The sequence below is a fragment of the Pseudomonas sp. MBLB4136 genome (assembly GCF_051904765.1).
Taxonomy (GTDB): Bacteria; Pseudomonadota; Gammaproteobacteria; order Pseudomonadales; family Pseudomonadaceae; genus Aquipseudomonas.
The window spans coordinates 2,223,710-2,238,528 of record NZ_CP196713.1; the positions used below are offsets into that span (position 1 = coordinate 2,223,710).

17 protein-coding genes, 1 other RNA gene and 1 pseudogene are annotated in these 14,819 nt (G+C 62.4%); 14 read left to right on the forward strand and 5 right to left on the reverse strand.

The features are described 5' to 3' along the window. The first annotated feature begins 6 nt into the window (after positions 1-6). The 9 genes from ACSX1D_RS10210 (at position 7) to ACSX1D_RS10250 (ending at position 8,354) form a co-directional block, all read left to right on the forward strand. On the forward strand, positions 7-279 hold the full coding sequence (locus tag ACSX1D_RS10210) for a hypothetical protein (RefSeq protein WP_439862114.1): 273 nt from the start codon (positions 7-9) through the stop codon (positions 277-279). A gap of 7 nt (positions 280-286) precedes the next feature. Next, on the forward strand, positions 287-1,627 hold the full coding sequence (locus ACSX1D_RS10215; RefSeq protein WP_439862115.1) for a TadE/TadG family type IV pilus assembly protein: 1,341 nt from the start codon (positions 287-289) through the stop codon (positions 1,625-1,627). An 87-nt stretch (positions 1,628-1,714) separates the two neighbouring features. Continuing rightward, positions 1,715-2,185, forward strand: a complete 471-nt coding sequence (locus ACSX1D_RS10220; protein ID WP_439862116.1) for a TadE/TadG family type IV pilus assembly protein — start codon at positions 1,715-1,717, stop codon at positions 2,183-2,185. Beyond that, on the forward strand, positions 2,185-2,673 hold the full coding sequence (locus ACSX1D_RS10225; protein ID WP_439862117.1) for a TadE/TadG family type IV pilus assembly protein: 489 nt from the start codon (positions 2,185-2,187) through the stop codon (positions 2,671-2,673). The genes ACSX1D_RS10220 and ACSX1D_RS10225 overlap by 1 nt, the downstream gene beginning before the upstream one ends. Beyond that, positions 2,667-3,887 (forward strand): AAA family ATPase, encoded by a 1,221-nt coding sequence (locus ACSX1D_RS10230; RefSeq protein WP_439862118.1) that lies wholly within the window; start codon positions 2,667-2,669, stop codon positions 3,885-3,887. Before ACSX1D_RS10225 ends, ACSX1D_RS10230 begins: the two co-directional genes overlap by 7 nt. Before the next feature lie 3 nt (positions 3,888-3,890). After that, positions 3,891-5,324, forward strand: coding sequence for a CpaF family protein (locus tag ACSX1D_RS10235; protein ID WP_439862119.1), 1,434 nt, complete (start codon positions 3,891-3,893; stop codon positions 5,322-5,324). Then, the gene (locus ACSX1D_RS10240; protein WP_439862120.1) at positions 5,321-6,307 is read left to right on the forward strand and encodes a type II secretion system F family protein; all 987 of its coding nucleotides are present in this window, start codon (positions 5,321-5,323) and stop codon (positions 6,305-6,307) included. The genes ACSX1D_RS10235 and ACSX1D_RS10240 overlap by 4 nt, the downstream gene beginning before the upstream one ends. 30 nt (positions 6,308-6,337) lie before the next feature. Then, positions 6,338-7,306: a type II secretion system F family protein gene (locus ACSX1D_RS10245; RefSeq protein WP_439862121.1), complete on the forward strand. Its 969-nt coding sequence runs from the start codon at positions 6,338-6,340 to the stop codon at positions 7,304-7,306. A 1-nt stretch (position 7,307) separates the two neighbouring features. Further along, positions 7,308-8,354 carry a tetratricopeptide repeat protein gene (locus ACSX1D_RS10250; protein ID WP_439862122.1) on the forward strand — a complete coding sequence of 349 codons (1,047 nt, stop codon included), beginning with the start codon at positions 7,308-7,310 and terminating at the stop codon, positions 8,352-8,354. 60 nt (positions 8,355-8,414) lie between these two features. Here the strand turns inward: ACSX1D_RS10250 and ACSX1D_RS10255 are convergent, their stop codons facing one another. Next, a complete protein-coding gene (locus tag ACSX1D_RS10255; RefSeq protein WP_208706690.1) occupies positions 8,415-8,693 on the reverse strand; it encodes an HU family DNA-binding protein in 279 nt (92 codons plus the stop codon). Positions 8,694-8,998: 305 nt separating this feature from the next. On the opposite strand from ACSX1D_RS10255, the gene ffs reads away from it, so the two are divergent. Both ffs and ACSX1D_RS10265 read left to right on the forward strand, forming a co-directional pair. Next, an RNA gene (gene ffs / locus ACSX1D_RS10260) (signal recognition particle sRNA small type) lies at positions 8,999-9,095 on the forward strand. A gap of 142 nt (positions 9,096-9,237) precedes the next feature. Further along, a complete protein-coding gene (locus ACSX1D_RS10265) occupies positions 9,238-9,294 on the forward strand; it encodes a hypothetical protein (protein ID WP_439862302.1) in 57 nt (18 codons plus the stop codon). A 202-nt stretch (positions 9,295-9,496) separates the two neighbouring features. Here ACSX1D_RS10265 and ACSX1D_RS10270 read toward each other — a convergent pair whose 3' ends face one another. Both ACSX1D_RS10270 and ACSX1D_RS10275 read right to left on the reverse strand, forming a co-directional pair. After that, complete coding sequence (locus tag ACSX1D_RS10270; RefSeq protein WP_439862123.1) at positions 9,497-9,784, reverse strand: DUF3509 domain-containing protein; 288 nt, start codon at positions 9,782-9,784, stop codon at positions 9,497-9,499. Between the two features lie 72 nt (positions 9,785-9,856). Continuing rightward, positions 9,857-10,078 carry a hypothetical protein gene (locus ACSX1D_RS10275; RefSeq protein ID WP_439862124.1) on the reverse strand — a complete coding sequence of 74 codons (222 nt, stop codon included), beginning with the start codon at positions 10,076-10,078 and terminating at the stop codon, positions 9,857-9,859. Between the two features lie 466 nt (positions 10,079-10,544). Between ACSX1D_RS10275 and dnaX the strand changes: the two genes are divergently transcribed. From dnaX to recR, 3 genes are all read left to right on the forward strand, one after another. Further along, a complete protein-coding gene (dnaX, locus tag ACSX1D_RS10280) occupies positions 10,545-12,680 on the forward strand; it encodes a DNA polymerase III subunit gamma/tau (protein ID WP_439862125.1) in 2,136 nt (711 codons plus the stop codon). Positions 12,681-12,759: 79 nt separating this feature from the next. Beyond that, entirely contained in the window at positions 12,760-13,086 is a 327-nt protein-coding gene (locus tag ACSX1D_RS10285; protein WP_208706694.1) for a YbaB/EbfC family nucleoid-associated protein, read from the forward strand. 146 nt (positions 13,087-13,232) lie between these two features. After that, a complete protein-coding gene (gene recR / locus ACSX1D_RS10290; protein ID WP_439862126.1) occupies positions 13,233-13,832 on the forward strand; it encodes a recombination mediator RecR in 600 nt (199 codons plus the stop codon). A gap of 84 nt (positions 13,833-13,916) precedes the next feature. Here the strand turns inward: recR and ACSX1D_RS10295 are convergent. Continuing rightward, positions 13,917-14,318: pseudogene (locus ACSX1D_RS10295) on the reverse strand (GNAT family N-acetyltransferase); the annotation flags it as partial. After that, the gene (locus ACSX1D_RS10300; RefSeq protein WP_439862303.1) at positions 14,312-14,755 is read right to left on the reverse strand and encodes a rhodanese-like domain-containing protein; all 444 of its coding nucleotides are present in this window, start codon (positions 14,753-14,755) and stop codon (positions 14,312-14,314) included. The pseudogene ACSX1D_RS10295 and the gene ACSX1D_RS10300, both read right to left, overlap by 7 nt. Positions 14,756-14,819: the final 64 nt, after the last annotated feature.

The following is a 14,819-nucleotide window of genomic DNA, read 5'->3' on the forward strand; positions in this document are numbered from 1 at the left end:
GTAACCATGAAAGGCATGATTTCGTTAAGCCTGCTGCTCGCTGCGCTGGCTGGCTGCATGAGCTACGAAGAAGGCCGGGTCGGTACGTTGGGTTACAGCGTCTACCAGACCCAGTACCAGCAGATCGCCGACAAGGAGCGGGCGGCCAACCCGGGTACCGACGTCGCCCAGGCCGGCACCGATGGCCCCCTCACCGAACAGGTGATGGACGGCTACCGCGGGGTGACCGGCGACGCGCAGCAGGTCGGCCAGCCAATCCAGATCAATATCAGCAATTGAGGGTTGGATGATGAAACCCTGCATGAAACGGCCGTTCACAAGCTTGCCGCTGCGTCAGCGAGGGGCGGTGATGGTGCTGATCGTGGTGGCCTTGGCATCCATGTTGCTCATGTCCGCCCTGGCGCTGGACGGCGGGCACATGCTGCTTAACAAGGCGCGCCTGCAGAATGCCGTGGATGCCGCCGCCCTCAGTGGTGCCAAGACCCTGAGTCAGGTCATGGGCAGCGGTAACGCTTCCAGCCAGGCGCGCGATGCCGCCTTGAACACCCTGTCGCTCAATGCCAACGCCAGTGGTAATGGTGAACTGGCGGCGGCGATCGCTGCAGCCGGCGGCGTCGGTGCATTCGCGCAGGTGGAGTTGGCTACCAATGTCGCAGGACCGTTCATTTTTCCAGGGCCGGTGGATGCGCGCTTCGTTCGGGTAACAGTCGCGGACTACTCTCTGCCCGGTTTCTTTTGGGGTTTCGCCCAGGCGTTTGGCGCTGGCAATTTAGCCGACAAGGCAGTGGCGGCTATCGCCACTGCCGGACCAAGCCAGACCGCGCCCTGCGAGCTCGCCCCCCTTCTTGTGTGTGGCGACCCCAACCAGTATCGGCCAGAGGACGACATGTTCTGGGGCTATCGGTTTGGCGACCTGGAGGTGCTGAAAAGTGCAGCGGGCAACGCCCCGGCAATTGGTCCCGGCAACTTCCAGTTGCTTCGCCTGGACAATATGAGCGGCGCCAGGGATGTCCGCGAGGCCCTGGCCGGCGGCATCAATCACTGCCTGACCCTGGGTGAGCCCGTGGAAACAGAGCCGGGCAATACCGTGGGGCCGGTGGCCCAGGGACTGAACACCCGTCTTGGTGAGTACTCCGGGCCGATCAGTCCGGGCGACTATCCGCCGGATAAGGTGATCAGTTTCACCACGCCCCGGATGACCTACAACGATCGCGCGTCACCGCCTCGGGTGGAGTACCGGAACCAGCCGGTCACGTCTAATAACGGTGATCTGACTGCGGGCAACTGGAGTGTGCGCGGCTACAACGACTGGATGAGGAGCGTCGCCGATTGCCCGAATGGCTGCGAAGCCAATGGCGTAGCAGAGAGGCGTTTGCTGAAGATTGTGGTCGGCAACTGCAACGGTGTTTCTGGCGGGCAGACCTCGGTACCGGTATTGGGCTACGGCTGTTTCTTCCTGCTGCAGACGGTCAGCCAGCAGGGCAACCAGGCGCAGATCTTCGGCCAGTTCGTGATGGACTGTGCCGGCGATAGCGTCCCGGGACCCGTAGTCGATGATGTAGGGCCAAAGATCATACAGCTTTACAAGACCTATCTGACGCCCACGACGCCAAGCCCTGACTCTTAAGTGCGTGCGGGCGGCGCCTCCTACGGGGGCGAATGCCGTGCGACACGCCGGGCCAAGGTAAGGGCAATAACTTGGAAGAGGTGCGCGATGAGCATCAAGGCATCCAAACCGCTTCATAGCCAGCGCGGTGTAGCTATGGTGGAGTTCGCCATCGCCCTGCCGTTGTTGCTGTTGCTGTTGCTGGCCATCGGCGAGTTCGGACGCATGCTTTATCACTACAACAACCTGCTGCAGGCCAGCCGCGACGCCGGCCGCTACGTCGCCGGACAGGCCTGGAACGCCACACTTGGGCAGATTGATCTGAATGGCGATCTGCAAACCAGAACCAAGAACGTCGCCGTCTACGGGGTGCCGGCCAATCCGAATGGTTATGCGTCGGTGGTGCCATATTTAGGGACAAACGACGTGCAGGTCAGCGCAGTAGGTGCCGAGCACGTGCGCGTTAGCATCACCTATACCTTTCGCCCGGTTATCGGCAATTCGTTGCCGACATTCTTCGGCGCGTCGTTCCCGTTGAATATTGCGCTGAACTCCACCGTTGTCATGAGGGCTCTGTGATGAATAAGAAGCGCATGCAGGGTGTCTACGTGGTGGAGTTCGCCATCATCGGCTTGCTCCTTTTCACACTGTTGTTCGGCGTGCTGGAAATGGGGCGGCTGTTATTTACCGTCAATGCACTGGACGAGGTGGTGCGCCGAGGTGCGCGGCTCGCAGCGGTATGTGCCATAGGCGATCAGACCACAGTGAAGCAGCGGGCGATCTTCAATGACGCCGGGGACAGCAGTGCCAGCCCCCTGATCGCCAGCCTACAAACCAGCGACCTGAGCCTGACCTATCTGGATGAGAACGGTGCCGTGGTGGCCAATCCTGGTGATCCTGCCAACCTGAGTTCTATCCGCTTCGTCCAACTCAGCGTGGAAGATTTTCCCTTCACCCTGTTGATACCACCGCCGTTGGGCGGGGCCATCACTTTGCCGGTGTTCAGGGCGATTTTGCCTCGCGAAAGCCTAGGTTCCGATGGCGACGGGGGGAACACATCATGTTGACATCCAAAGAGCTTACGCCAGTGCGCCGTGCTACCAGTAAGCAGCGGTTGCAGCTCTTGATCAGCAGCCGTGATGCCACGGCTCTGAATCACCTGAAAACCCTGAGTGAGCGTATTTCCAGCCTGCAGGTGACCACGCGCCTGGTGAGTAACGGCCATACCGATCCGTTGTACGGATTGGAGCGCATGCCCGATTTTCTGCTGCTACGGGTCAGTCATCTATGGCGCGAGGAGTTGGCGGCCCTGCTGCAGAGGCCAGCCCATGAACGACCGCCATTCCTGATTTGTGGCCCGCTGGAGGAACACGAAGGAATACGGCTGGCGATGCAGGCTGGCGCCCGGGATTTCTTGCCCGAGCCATTAGCCGCCGATGACCTCCTTGCTGCCTTGGGTCGGATGATTCAGGAGACGCCAGCCGGGCAGGCTGCCAACGGCAAGTTGGTCGCGGTGATGAATGCCAAGGGCGGCTCGGGTGCCACCCTTCTGGCTTGCAATCTGGCCCAGCAACTCAGCGTACGAGGTGGCAGCACACTGTTGTTGGATCTGGACTTGCAGTTTGGCAGCGTTGCCCATTGCCTGGATGTGGTGCCGGCGCACAGTCATGTTGAGGTGCTGCAACAGATCGAGGAAATGGACAGCGTCGCCTTGCGCGGATTCTGCAGCCATTTCAGCCAGACCTTGCATGTGCTGGGTGGGCGTACTGGGGAGTTTTGCTTGCCGCAAGATGTACGGCTGGAGCAGCTCGAGGCGCTGCTGCGTCTCGCACGCAGTACCTACGACTGGGTCGTGGTGGACCTGCCGCGGCAGATCGATCATCTCACCGGTATCACACTGGAACAGTCTGATCACGTCTACATCCTGGTGCAGCAAAGTCTAAGCCATCTAAAGGACGCGACCCGCCTGATGCGCATCATGCGCGACGACCTCGGTGTGCAGAACAACCGTTTTCAGGTGGTAGTCAATCGCTACGACAAGGCAGCGCCGGTCAGCCTCAGGGATGTGGCCGAGTCGTTGCGTTGTTCGGAATTGCAGAAACTGCCCAATGACTTTGCCGTGGTCAGCGAAAGCCAGAATACCGGCGTACCGCTCGACCTCCATGCGCCCAGGGCTCCGGTGACCCTGGGGATACGCGAGTTGACTCAGGAATTGCTTGGCACCGAAGCAGCTGAGCAGGGCTTGCTGAAACGTACCTTCGACCGACTGTTCAGGGGGTAGACCATGCTCAGTGAATTTCGTAATCGGCTGCGCCAGCAGGCCGGCAAGAATGCCCAAGCTGCGCCCCAGGAAGAGCAAGTGATTGGTGAGTTGGGCGCGGCGATGGCCTGGGAGGCCAGTGTGCCGGATGCCATCTACGAAACCCGCACCCAGCTCAACCCGATGGAAGTCCAATGGCGCGAGCGCATCTATCAGCAGCTGCTCAAGGTCATGGACCTGTCGCTGCTGGACTCGCTGGAGCCGGCGGAGGCCGGACGGCAGATTCGCGAGCTCAGTCAACGGCTACTGGAGGAGCACTCGGCCCCTGTGACCAGCAGCAGCCGGCAAGTGATCATCAAGCAGATTACCGATGAAGTGCTCGGCCTCGGCCCGCTAGAGCCATTGCTGGCCGACCACAGCGTCTCGGACATCCTGGTCAACGGGCATGCCTCGGTCTACGTCGAACGGCATGGCAAGCTGCAGCGCACCGATGTGCGCTTTCGCGACGATCAGCACCTGCTCAACATCATCGACCGCATCGTCTCCAGCCTGGGGCGACGCATCGATGAGTCCTCACCGCTGGTCGATGCCCGCCTGAAAGACGGCTCCCGGGTCAACGCGATCATCCCGCCGCTGGCTATCGACGGGCCGAGTATGTCGATCCGCCGCTTCGCGGTGGACCTGCTCAATACCGACAGCCTGGTGGAGATGGGGACCCTGACGCCGGCCATCGCCCTGGTGCTCAAGGCCATCGTGCGGGGGCGGATGAATGTGCTGGTGTCCGGCGGTACCGGTACCGGCAAGACCACCATGCTCAATGTGTTGTCCAGCTTCATTCCGCACAACGAACGGATCGTCACCATCGAGGACTCCGCCGAGCTGCAGCTGCAGCAGCCCCATGTGGTGCGCCTGGAAACGCGCCCGTCGAATATCGAGGGTCGCGGCGAGGTCAACCAGCGCGAGTTGGTGCGCAACAGCCTGCGCATGCGCCCGGACCGTATCGTCATCGGCGAGGTGCGGGGCGCCGAGGCCCTGGACATGCTGACGGCCATGAATACCGGTCACGACGGCTCCCTGACCACCGTCCATGCCAACACCGCGCGCGACGCCCTGGGTCGTATCGAGAACATGGTGTCGATGACCGGCGCTACCTTCCCGATGAAAGCATTGCGCCAACAGATCGCGTCGGCGATTGATGTGGTGATCCAATTGGAGCGTCAAGAGGACGGCAAGCGCCGCCTGGTCAGTGTGCAGGAAATCAACGGCATGGAAGGCGATATCATCACCATGACCGAGATATTCGGATTCGTCCGCCGTGGCATGGGCGAGCAGGGCGAAGTGCTCGGCGACTATCGCCCGACCGGCATGGTGCCGGCATTTCGCGACGTATTGTCCAAGCGCGGCATCGAGTTGCCGCTGACCTTGTTCCGCCCGGAATGGATGGAGGGACAGTCATGAACCAGATTCCCAGCGAATTCATTCTGGCTTTCCTTGGTATGGTGTTCGCCGCGGTCTTTCTGCTCAGTCAGGGGCTGGTAGTGCCAGTGTTCGGCGAGGCGGGAAAGGTACGCAAACGCATCCGTTCTCGCCTGCATGTACTGGAGCAAGCTAGCGACCTGCCTAATATGCAGACAGTGTTGCGACAGAAGTATCTGCGGCGCCTGTCGCCGCTGGAGGCCAAGCTGGAGCAGCTGCCTGCCATGGAGGCCCTGGCGCAGATGATCGAGCAGGCCGGTCATGGTTATCGTGCTTATCGCGTGCTGTTGCTTGGGCTGCTGCTGGGCGTGGCAGCGGGTGTGCTGCTGTGGTTGTTCACCCGACTCTGGTGGCTGGCACTGCCGACTGCCCTGATCGTCTGCTGGATGCCGGTGCTAAAGATCGCCAGTGACCGTGCCAAGCGTTTCGCCCAGTTCGAGGAGGGCCTGCCGGATGCATTGGACGCCATATGCCGAGCGCTGCGCGCCGGCCACCCGTTCAACGAAACCCTGCAACTGGTGGCCGAAGAGCACAAAGGCCCCGTTGCGCACGAGTTCGGCCTGACCTTCTCCGATATCAACTATGGCAACGATGTGCGTAGGGCCATGCTGGGTCTGCTCGAGCGGATGCCAAGTATGACGGTGATGATGCTGGTGACCTCAGTGCTCATCCACCGGGATACCGGCGGCAACTTGACCGAGGTGTTGGAACGCTTGAGCAGCCTGATCCGCGGGCGGTTCCGTTTTCAACGAAAAGTCAAAACCTTGTCGGCCGAAGGGCGCATGTCCGCCTGGGTGCTGGTGGCCGTGCCGTTCGTATTGGCTGCGGCGATCGTGGTTTCGAGCCCGACCTATCTACCCTTGCTGATCAAGGAACCGATTGGTCAGAAGCTGGTGATGGCGGCCTTCGCCGCCATGCTGGTCGGAATTTTCTGGATCCGCAAGATTATCAGGATTCAGGTCTAGCCACCGGCGGTCGCCGGGGAGGAACTAGTCATGGACTATCTGCTTAGTCTGCTTAACCGAGTGGTGGAGAACGAAGAAGCGGCGCGCTTGCTGTTCGTCGGCGCCATTGGCCTCAGCGTGGTGCTCGTCCTGGTCACAGTGAGTTTACTGGTGATGGGTTTACAGGATCCGGTTCAGCGTCGCTTGGCCTTGATAAAGCGCGGGCATGGCGGGGAGAGCGCAGGGCAGGGGGGGGCGAGTAACCTGCAATTGATGCTGGAGCAGGTGGGCCAGCGTTTCACCCCCGATGAGCAGGGGCAGGATTCTGCGACCCGTACCCTGTTGACACATGCCGGTTATCGCTCACCCGCTGCAGTGCAGACCTATTGGGCAGTCCGCCTGCTGTTACCGCTGGTGCTACTGGCCCTGACGCTAATGGCTCTGCCGCTGGTTCCCGAGTTGTCCTTGGCTATGGGCTTCGGGTTGGTGGCATCGGCCGTCGCGGCCGGATGGCTCGTGCCAGCTATCTATGTCGAAAAACGCAAACAGGCGCGCATGACCCGATTGCTGGTGGCCTTTCCCGATGCTCTGGACCTGATGGTGGTCTGTGTGGAGTCGGGATTGGCCTTGCCCCAGGCCATTGAGCGGGTTGCCGACGAGATGGCGGTGAGCCAGCCAGAACTGGCCGTGGAACTGGCCCTGGTTAATGCGGAAATCCGGGCTGGTATTACCAGCACCGAGGCGCTCAAGCACCTGGCCGACCGCACTGGGTTGGAGGACATCCAGGGGTTGGTCAGCCTGCTGGCGCAGAGCATCCGTTTCGGCACCAGCGTCGCCAATACCCTGCGTATTTATGCAGAGGAGTTTCGCGACCGACGCACTCAGAAAGCCGAGGAGGCTGCTGCGAAAATCGGCACCAAGCTGGTATTCCCACTAATCTTGTGCCTATGGCCGAGCTTTTTTCTGGTCGCCATTGGGCCTGCAATCGTTGGGGTGCTTAAAGTCTTCGGGAAGGTATGAAATGAACAGGATCAGTATGCTGCTGGCCATGACGGCCGTGTTGTCGGGATGCCAGACCATGGGGCCTGAGTCAGCGGTAAACACCCGCTCAGTCTACTCCGGCGGCAATTCAGTGCTGTACCAGGTGCAGAAACAGGCGACCACCGCCGAGCAAGCCATGCAAATAGCCGCTATGGCCTACCAGGCCGGCGATCTGGACCAGGCGCTGTTCCTCTACCTGCGCGCCATCGAACTGAACCCGCAACACTATCCGGCATTGGTCTGGATCGGCCGCATCCACCGCGAGCGCGGCAATAGCGAACTGGCCGCCATGGCTTTCAAGGATGTGCTGGCCAACGCGCCTGAAAACATAGATGCGCTGACCGAGATGGGCCTGTTGCAACTGGCCAAGGGCCGGCAGGCAGAAGCGCAAGAGATGTTGTCCAGGGCTGTCCTGCTGGACCAGCATCGCCTGGGGCTGAACCGGGACGGCGCAATGCCGGACACGGACGCACTCAAAGTCGACAGTCAGTCGCCGTTGAAGCTCTACAACGGCCTGGGGGTGCTCGCCGATCTGCGTAACGACTTCCAGCTTTCCGGGGCCTACTATCGTCTGGCCATGCTTATCGAGCCACGTTCGGCGCTGGTGCAAAACAGCCTGGGCTATTCCCATTACCTGGCGGGGCAATGGCCGGAAGCGGAGCAGCTCTATCAGCGTGGCATCAACTTCGACGCCGCGTACAAACCCTTGTGGCGCAACTATGGCCTGCTGCTGGCGCGGATGGAGCGTTACGAGGAGGCCATCTCCGCGCTGGAGCAGGTCGGCAGTCGGGCACAGGCGAGCAACGATGTTGGCTATATATGCCTGGTGGAGGGCAAGCTGGATCTGGCCGAGCAGTTCTTTCGCAGCGCGATCGAACAGTCGCCTGCGCACTATGCCAGTGCCTGGGAGAACCTGAATCGAATCCAGCAGGTCAGGCGCATTCGCCAGATGGGCGGTGCCCAGTCGGCTGTCAAGCCGGCAGTGGCTGAGCCGGGCGCGGCAGTCGCGGTAGTGGCTACGCCCTGAGCGACCCTGTATCCGTGAAGTGGCGCAGGCTGGGCCCTGGGCCTGCGCGATCCCGTCAACTTAGTTGATTGCGTCGGTCAGCGCCTTGGCTGGGACGTATTTGACGACCTTTTTCGCCGCGATCTCGATCGCCTTGCCAGTCTGCGGATTGCGTCCGGTGCGGGCCGGGCGCTCGCTGACCTTCAGCTTGCCGATGCCGGGCAGGGTGATTTCGTCGCCGTTTTCCAGGGCATCGCTGACGATTTCGCTGAGTTGCTCCAGCGCGGCGCGCACTGTGGCCTTCGGTGTGTCGATGGCTTCCGCGATGTCGCTGATCAGTTGGTCTTTGGTCATGGCCATATTGTTGCTCCTTGATTGAGGTGTGGCGCTGAAATGCCCCGCGCAGGGTACTGCGATTTCGCCTCGCTGGCACCGCCGGATATGCGCCAAGGTCAATCTTGTGGCCGGGTGCCAAGGTGGATTCCAGCGTTGGCCGTTCTCACGAACCTGTATTCGCCAGATACTCCGCAAACTGCTTGTCGGTGCCATGGTTTCGCCGGCAGCAGGTCAGTTTTGTATCGTAAGTGCTTGAAGCAGTTGTAAGTTCGAGACAAGCCGGTACAATGGCGCGGCCCGCCGCCTGGTGGGCAGCGTTATGGTGGCCCTGCCGGTCCCCCCGCAACGATCAGCCGTGAACCCGGTCAGGCCCGGAAGGGAGCAGCCGCAGCGGTGACATTGTGTGCCGGGGTGTGGCTGGTGGGGTCCACCTCCATATCGTATATCCTTGATTTATAACGGTTTTTCTCTCTGATCACGCCAGTGATCGATAGGGTGACCCACCGTGTCTTCTGTCCCTTCTTGCCTCTGGTTATACCGCCACTCGATCTTCTATTTCAGGATCGTGGTGCCTGGAACTCTCCGCCCGCTTTTCCCCTGTTCTGAGATCCGTCGCTCGCTGTAGGCACGCTGCAAGCGCCAAGTGTTGATCCGTGGGCGGGAGTTACTCTTGCAGGTTCAGCAGCGATATACCCAGGCATTCCAGGGCTAGATTCCTTGCGCGGTGCCTGGGAGGCTGGTGGTAAGCAAGTGGCCAGTTGGCTGCGCCTTTCTGCGCACAATAAAAAAGCCCCGTGCTAAGCGGGGCCTCGTGTGGTCGTGGTGCTTCAGGGCGCTTGATAGTTGAGCACGCTGTCCTGTTCCTTCAGGGCCTTGCGCATTTCCGCCGGAATGCTGCCGGAGCGCACGGCGAGTTCCAGGCGGATGTCCTCCAGGCTTTGGGCGAAGGCCTGTGGATCGGTCAATTGCGCGGTGTTGAGTACGCGGCTGTATGCGGTGGCGTCGCTTTCGTCGAGCAGGGACAAGACGATGCTGCCGTCCGGTCGTGGCGCGCCGAAGTTGGCCCGCAGGGGGGCGAACAGCTGATCGACGAATTGTTGATTGGGGTTGTCCATGACCAATACTCCATCCTGAGGGTGACAAGCTCTGACCATAGCATTGCGGCTAAGTTCAATGCCAATCGGGCATCAGGCGTGCAGCGATTGTCGTGCGCGGTGTATCACTTGTTGCAGGGATTCGTCGCTGTATTGCCCAGGGTAGAGGCGCTGGCTGTGCCGGGCGATGCCGGCCTGGTTGACGACGGTAAAGCTGAAGCTGCCTTTGCGCGTTGCCAGGATGCGGCAGTCGAGCGGGGCAAAGGCCTGGGACAGGGTGCGAACGGCAGCCTGCATCTGGTGTTGAGTGTTCATAATTCTGGGTAATTCCTAAAAACTAGCGAGCGCGTCACTGCGCAGATAAAGCTCCAGGCGCCGGCCCGTCGGGCAGGCAGGAAGAGTCCGGTAGGAGCGAAGTTGCACGAGCAGGCTCTGCTTTTTCGGCGCCTGAACGGGTCGGTACTTCGGAGGCAGGCGAAGTCTGTGCTTGGGCGAGACGGCCTGATCAGTCAGCAGGGTGGGTCGGGGAGGGAAGTTGTGTGGCTCCGCTTGAGGCGCGAATGCACGATTTCACCTGGAACCATCGTGGGGCAGGGAAGCCCGATTGACTTGCAGCGTGGTACGAACGGCGTGGATATTAACCGTCTGGTCAATTTTGTTCCAGTTATATCTGGGCTCGATCGGCCATGAGACCGCTTCGGGTCTGTCCATCGGATGCATTTTGCCCCATGCTCCGTTAGCATTAGCCCACTTCAATGCTTTCCTCTCGTGACGGGTTTCGATGAGTTATCAGGTTCTTGCACGCAAGTGGCGTCCGCGCTCGTTTCGCGAAATGGTCGGCCAGACCCATGTGCTCAAGGCGCTGATCAACGCCCTCGACAGCCAGCGCCTGCACCACGCCTATCTGTTCACCGGTACCCGCGGGGTGGGCAAGACCACAATTGCGCGGATCATCGCCAAGTGCCTGAACTGTGAAACCGGCATTAGTTCGACACCTTGCGGCGTCTGCTCGGTGTGCAAGGAAATCGACGAAGGCCGCTTCGTCGATCTGATCGAAGTCGACGCCGCCAGCCGCACCAAGGTCGAAGATACCCGCGAGCTGCTGGACAACGTGCAGTATTCGCCGAGCCGCGGGCGCTTCAAGGTCTACCTGATCGACGAAGTGCACATGCTCTCCTCGCACTCGTTCAACGCGCTGCTCAAGACCCTGGAAGAGCCGCCGCCTCACGTCAAATTCCTCCTGGCCACCACCGATCCGCAGAAACTGCCGGTGACCATCCTCTCGCGCTGCTTGCAGTTCTCCCTGAAGAACATGCCGCCGGAGCGGGTGGTCGAGCACCTTACTCACGTGCTTGGCGCCGAGAGCATCCCCTTCGAGGAGGGCGCCCTTTGGCTGCTCGGCCGCGCCGCCGATGGCTCGATGCGCGACGCCATGAGCCTGACCGACCAGGCCATCGCCTTCGGTGAAGGCAAAGTGCTGGCCGCCGACGTGCGGGCCATGCTCGGCACCCTGGATCACGGGCAGGTGTATGGCGTGCTGCATGCGCTGCTGGAGGGCGATGCCCGTGGAGTGATCGATGCCGTGCGCCACCTCGCCGAGCAGGGCCCGGACTGGAACGGTGTTCTGGCGGAGATGCTCAACGTCCTGCACCGCGTGGCCATTGCCCAGGCGTTGCCGGAGGCGGTGGACAACGGCCAGGGTGATCGCGACCGGGTGCTGGCCCTGGCCCAGGCATTGCCAGCCGAGGACGTGCAGTTCTACTACCAGATGGGGTTGATCGGCCGGCGCGACTTGCCTCTGGCGCCGGACCCACGCAGCGGCTTCGAGATGGTGCTGCTGCGGATGCTGGCATTCCGCCCGGCGGACAGCGGTGACGCGCCGAGGGTGCCGCTAAAGCCGCTAGGGATTAGCCAGGCCACTGCTGATCCCCGGAACAACCCAGTGGCCGGCGCCGGCACGCCTGCGCCGGCTGCCGGCGTGCAACCTGCCAGTATCGAGCCGACGCCTGTCGTCGAATCCGCTCCTGAGACGGTCGCCATACCCTCAGCCGCGTCGGTTGCCCCGGTCGCAGCGCCGACACCGGTGCCTGCGCCTGCGCCTGCCGTTGCTGCCGTTGCTGCCGAACCCGCTCCAGTCGCGCCCGCGCCCGCGCCTGCACCTGTTGCTGAGCCGGCCTTGGCCGCGCCGACGGCAGTGCCGGAGCCGGTCATCGATCTGCCCTGGGAGGAGCCGCAAACGCAGTCGGCTACCGCCTCATTGCCTGCAGCTGCAGAGACAGAGGTGAAGGCAGAGGCTGAGGTGGAGCAGCCTGACGTTCAACAGGCCGAGTCGGAGCCAGTGATCGAGGCCGCCGCCACGCCGCCGGGTGACAATCATCTGCCATTCACCGCCGAGCGCGACGATGAGCCGCCGCCAGGGGACTACGACTATGTCGAGATGGATGCCGAGTCCTTCGACTACGACTTCGAGTCGGTGGCGCCGGCGCTTCCTGCCGAGGTGGAACCGTCACCGGCCGCGCAGCCGGCCACCGGCCTGGCTGCCGAATGGCTGGAGCTGTTTCCCAAGCTCGGTCTGTCCGGCATGACCGGCAGCATTGGCGCCAACTGCACGCTGATCGCGGTAGAGGGCGACAACTGGTTGTTGCATCTGGACCCAGGGCACAGCGCGTTGTTTAACGCCACCCAGCAGCGCCGCCTGAACGATGCCCTGAACCAGTTTCATGGGCGCGAGTTGAAGCTGCAGATCGAGCTGCGCCAGCCCGAGCAGGAGACGCCTGCGCAGGCCGCGGCGCGCAAGCGCGCCAATCGCCAGCGCGAAGCCGAGGCGTCGATCCATGACGACCCCCTGGTCCAGCAGATGATTCAGCAGTTCGCCGCCAGCATCCGTGCGGACAGCATCGAACCCATAGATACCTAGGACCTGCTGCGGCCAGGGCGTAAAGTACCCTCTGGCGTGAGCATGTCGAACTCAAACCCCTATTACGAGGACTAGCACCATGATGAAAGGTGGCATGGCCGGCCTGATGAAGCAGGCCCAGCAGATGCAGGAAAAAATGCAGAAGATGCAGGAAGAGCTGGCGAACGCCGAGGTGACCGGCCAATCCGGCGCCGGCCTGGTGAGCGTGGTGATGACTGGTCGCCACGACGTCAAGCGCGTCAGCCTGGACGACAGCCTGATGCAGGAAGACAAGGAAATCCTCGAAGACCTGATCGCCGCCGCGGTGAACGATGCCGTGCGCAAGGTCGAGCAGAACAGCCAGGACAAGATGGCCGGCATGACCGCCGGTATGCAGCTGCCGCCCGGCTTCAAGATGCCATTCTGATTCGCCGCTTCCCGCCAGTGCACCTGGGGAATTCCCCGGTGTGCGCTGGGCATGGATGCCCGGTTCGTGGAAGCCGAGCCTCCCGCCTGCGCGGTTCATTGCGCAGCGCCAGCTGATCAACCCACCCGTAGTAGTCGAGTTTCGCCATGAGCTTCAGCCCACTGATTCGCCACCTGATCGACTCCTTGCGCATTCTGCCGGGTGTCGGGCAAAAGACGGCCCAGCGCATGGCCCTGCACCTGCTCGAGCGCGACCGCAGTGGCGCTGTGCGCCTGGCCCAGGCATTGACCCAGGCAATGGACGGGGTGGGCCATTGCCGGCAGTGCCGCACGCTCAGTGAAGCCGAGCTGTGCCACCTGTGCCTGGATCCGCGGCGCGACGACAGCCTGCTGTGCGTGGTGGAGGGGCCGATGGATGTCTACGCGGTGGAGCAGACCGGTTTCCGTGGGCGCTACTTCGTGCTCAAGGGCCATCTGTCGCCGCTCGACGGCCTTGGCCCCGAGGCCATCGGTATCCCCGAGCTGCTGGCGCGTGTCGAGGCGGGCAGCTTCAGCGAAGTGATACTCGCGACCAACCCGACCGTGGAAGGCGAGGCCACTGCCCACTACATCGCGCAGTTGCTGGCCGGCAAAGGCCTGGTTGCCTCGCGCATCGCCCATGGCATGCCGCTCGGCGGGGAGCTGGAGCTGGTCGATGGCGGGACCCTGGCCCACGCCCTGGCCGGACGGCGTCCGATCAATCTCTGAGCAGTCCTGCTGCAGTAGCCGCAGCGCCGCGTCATCCTTTTCGTAGGCGAGCCATTTGCTCACCGGACGACCGCCCTGGCGTCGGTAGAACGCTTGCGCGCCCCGGTTGCCGGCCAGTACGTCCCAGTGCAGGCGTCCGGCGCCCCGGGCCAGCGCCCAGTTCGCTACGGCGGCCAGCAGTTTCCTGCCCAGCCCTTGGGCTCGCAGGCCCTCCTTTACATAGAGTTCCTTGAGGCGCACGGTGGGGCGGAGGTCGTGGGTGAAGGGGATCGTCAGCGCCACGGCGTAGCCGAGCAGCGCAGCCTCGCGTTCGACAACGAATATCTGGCACTGTGCCTCGTCGACGAAGGCCCGCCGTTTGAGCGCTGGTTCGTCGACGGCGAAGCTCGTCAGGTAGTCCTCGAACGCCGCCAGCTCCCGCATCAGCCCCAGCAACTGCGGCACATCCGCCGGCCTGGCGCGGCGCACCAAGGCGTGCCTCAGCATGCGCAGCTGGCGCCGGTTGCAGTTGTCGCGACAACGCCTTCGTCGTCCACGACCAGGCTCAGGCCTTCGTTGAGCCAGCCGGTCACCCCGCCGAGCATTTCCTTCACGGCATAACCCAGGCTGGCAATGCGTACCGCCGCACGGTGCACCCCGTTGCAGTGCGGTCCGGCGCAGTAAACGACGAACAGGCTGTCGCGCGGGTAGGTGGCCAGGCGATCGGCGTCGATCTGCCGATGGGGCAGGCAGATTGCGCCCGGCAGATGGCCGGCACCGTAGGCTGCTTCGTTGCGCACGTCGAGCAGCACGAAGTCGGCTGCGCCGCTCTGCAGGCTGTGATGGACGTCCGAACAGTCGGTCTCGAAACTCAGGCGCTGACTGAAGTGCATCAGCGCGACGGCGGCGGAGGCGGCTGGGTGTTGGCTGACCGGGCTCATGATGTGGCTCCCTGGGTGGTGTGTGCGGCCACTGTATCCAGCGCCTGGACTCGGCTACAGTGGCGTC

Excerpts from the sequence above, each read along its gene's own strand:
- ACSX1D_RS10210 (WP_439862114.1), top strand. The coding sequence starts at position 7 with ATGAAAGGCATGATTTCGTTAAGCCTGCTGCTCGCTGCGCTGGCTGGC.
- ACSX1D_RS10215 (WP_439862115.1), top strand. The coding sequence starts at position 287 with ATGATGAAACCCTGCATGAAACGGCCGTTCACAAGCTTGCCGCTGCGT.
- ACSX1D_RS10220 (WP_439862116.1), top strand. The coding sequence starts at position 1,715 with ATGAGCATCAAGGCATCCAAACCGCTTCATAGCCAGCGCGGTGTAGCT.
- ACSX1D_RS10225 (WP_439862117.1), top strand. The coding sequence starts at position 2,185 with ATGAATAAGAAGCGCATGCAGGGTGTCTACGTGGTGGAGTTCGCCATC.
- ACSX1D_RS10230 (WP_439862118.1), top strand. The coding sequence starts at position 2,667 with ATGTTGACATCCAAAGAGCTTACGCCAGTGCGCCGTGCTACCAGTAAG.
- ACSX1D_RS10235 (WP_439862119.1), top strand. The coding sequence starts at position 3,891 with ATGCTCAGTGAATTTCGTAATCGGCTGCGCCAGCAGGCCGGCAAGAAT.
- ACSX1D_RS10240 (WP_439862120.1), top strand. The coding sequence starts at position 5,321 with ATGAACCAGATTCCCAGCGAATTCATTCTGGCTTTCCTTGGTATGGTG.
- ACSX1D_RS10245 (WP_439862121.1), top strand. The coding sequence starts at position 6,338 with ATGGACTATCTGCTTAGTCTGCTTAACCGAGTGGTGGAGAACGAAGAA.
- ACSX1D_RS10250 (WP_439862122.1), top strand. The coding sequence starts at position 7,308 with ATGAACAGGATCAGTATGCTGCTGGCCATGACGGCCGTGTTGTCGGGA.
- ACSX1D_RS10255 (WP_208706690.1), bottom strand. The coding sequence starts at position 8,693 with ATGGCCATGACCAAAGACCAACTGATCAGCGACATCGCGGAAGCCATC.
- ACSX1D_RS10270 (WP_439862123.1), bottom strand. The coding sequence starts at position 9,784 with ATGGACAACCCCAATCAACAATTCGTCGATCAGCTGTTCGCCCCCCTG.
- ACSX1D_RS10275 (WP_439862124.1), bottom strand. The coding sequence starts at position 10,078 with ATGAACACTCAACACCAGATGCAGGCTGCCGTTCGCACCCTGTCCCAG.
- dnaX (WP_439862125.1), top strand. The coding sequence starts at position 10,545 with ATGAGTTATCAGGTTCTTGCACGCAAGTGGCGTCCGCGCTCGTTTCGC.
- ACSX1D_RS10285 (WP_208706694.1), top strand. The coding sequence starts at position 12,760 with ATGATGAAAGGTGGCATGGCCGGCCTGATGAAGCAGGCCCAGCAGATG.
- recR (WP_439862126.1), top strand. The coding sequence starts at position 13,233 with ATGAGCTTCAGCCCACTGATTCGCCACCTGATCGACTCCTTGCGCATT.